A 1,209-nucleotide genomic window follows, 5' to 3' on the forward strand; every position below is an offset into this window, starting at 1 on the left:
ATTAGAACCTGCTGCACCTAATCCTTGTTTATTTTTTGCCCATGACTGTGAATTCAAAACATTAATTAAACTTACATAAGATATTCTCATGGTTTTTATAATAGGTTAGAAAAATATATTAATAAAAATGTGTAAAATCCATGTATCTGCAAATCTGGAGTCTTCATGTAGGTTGTATTGTTCGCGTTAGCGTTGCGTAGCAATAGAATGAAAACCAACATAACCATTGCTATCGTTGGGTTACACTATCCCTAACCAAACCTACAACAATTACAAATTTCCAGGTGCTTTTGTTTTAAAGCGATATTCATTTGCCATTTATGATTCAAACAATGAATAATATGTTTTTTTGTAGCTAAAAAATGTACTTATGTTAGATATTCTCGGGAATTTTAGTAATATTTTTTCACTCCATTGAGCAGGCAAAAAAGTCATAACAAAAAGCTTTAACCATGCTTTCCAAATAATAGGTTTTGTCAGAAGAGGAATATCTGTATACATAGCAGTAATCAGAAATCTTGCTGCATGTAAAGTATTCTGTTTTCCAGGTAATGTATCTAGGGACTTATAACTTAAGTATTTATATAAATTACCAATAGTGTATTTTTTTAAATATTGATAATTGATAGCTTTATCATTTGCAAAAGCAGTTTTAATCACTGCTAAATTTGATTTTTCTAGAGGTAAGATATTGGAAGATTTAGAATAATAAGAAACCCTATATAAAACTTGTACTTTATTAACATTGATAAATTGATATTTGGTACCTAACCGTATCCACATATCGGTATCTTCTGCATTAGTTAGGGACTCATTAAAACCACCAGTAGCTTGGAATGCATTTCTGAGAACCATGACATTGGAACCATTACCAATAAAATCATCTAATAACAGTTGAGTATAAACATCTCCACTCCAAGTAACACGAGAACCTTTGCGTAAAAAATTATTGTTCTCATCCACGCAATCAGTCCAACTATAAGCAACCGCAGCTTGGGGATTATTTACTAATGCTGTATACTGAGCTTCCAGTTTATCTGGTGTCCAAAGATCATCTGCATCTAAAAAAGTGATAAATTCTCCACTAGCATGGCTAAAACCAAGGTTACGGTTAATGGCTACATTTGCTTTGGGATAGTTAAATACTTGCAGACGGGAGTCTTGTATTTGAGAAATAATATTTGATGTGGAATCCGATGAATTGGGGTT

General features: G+C 32.1%; 1 protein-coding gene. It reads right to left on the reverse strand.

What is annotated here, in order from left to right; translation table 11 throughout:
* Positions 1-318: 318 nt before the first annotated feature.
* On the reverse strand, positions 319-1,209 hold an 891-nt coding region (locus tag F6K52_RS36540; RefSeq protein ID WP_293090162.1), incomplete at its 5' end, for a glycosyltransferase.

This window comes from Moorena sp. SIO3H5, assembly GCF_010692395.1.
GTDB lineage: Bacteria > Cyanobacteriota > Cyanobacteriia > Cyanobacteriales > Coleofasciculaceae > Moorena.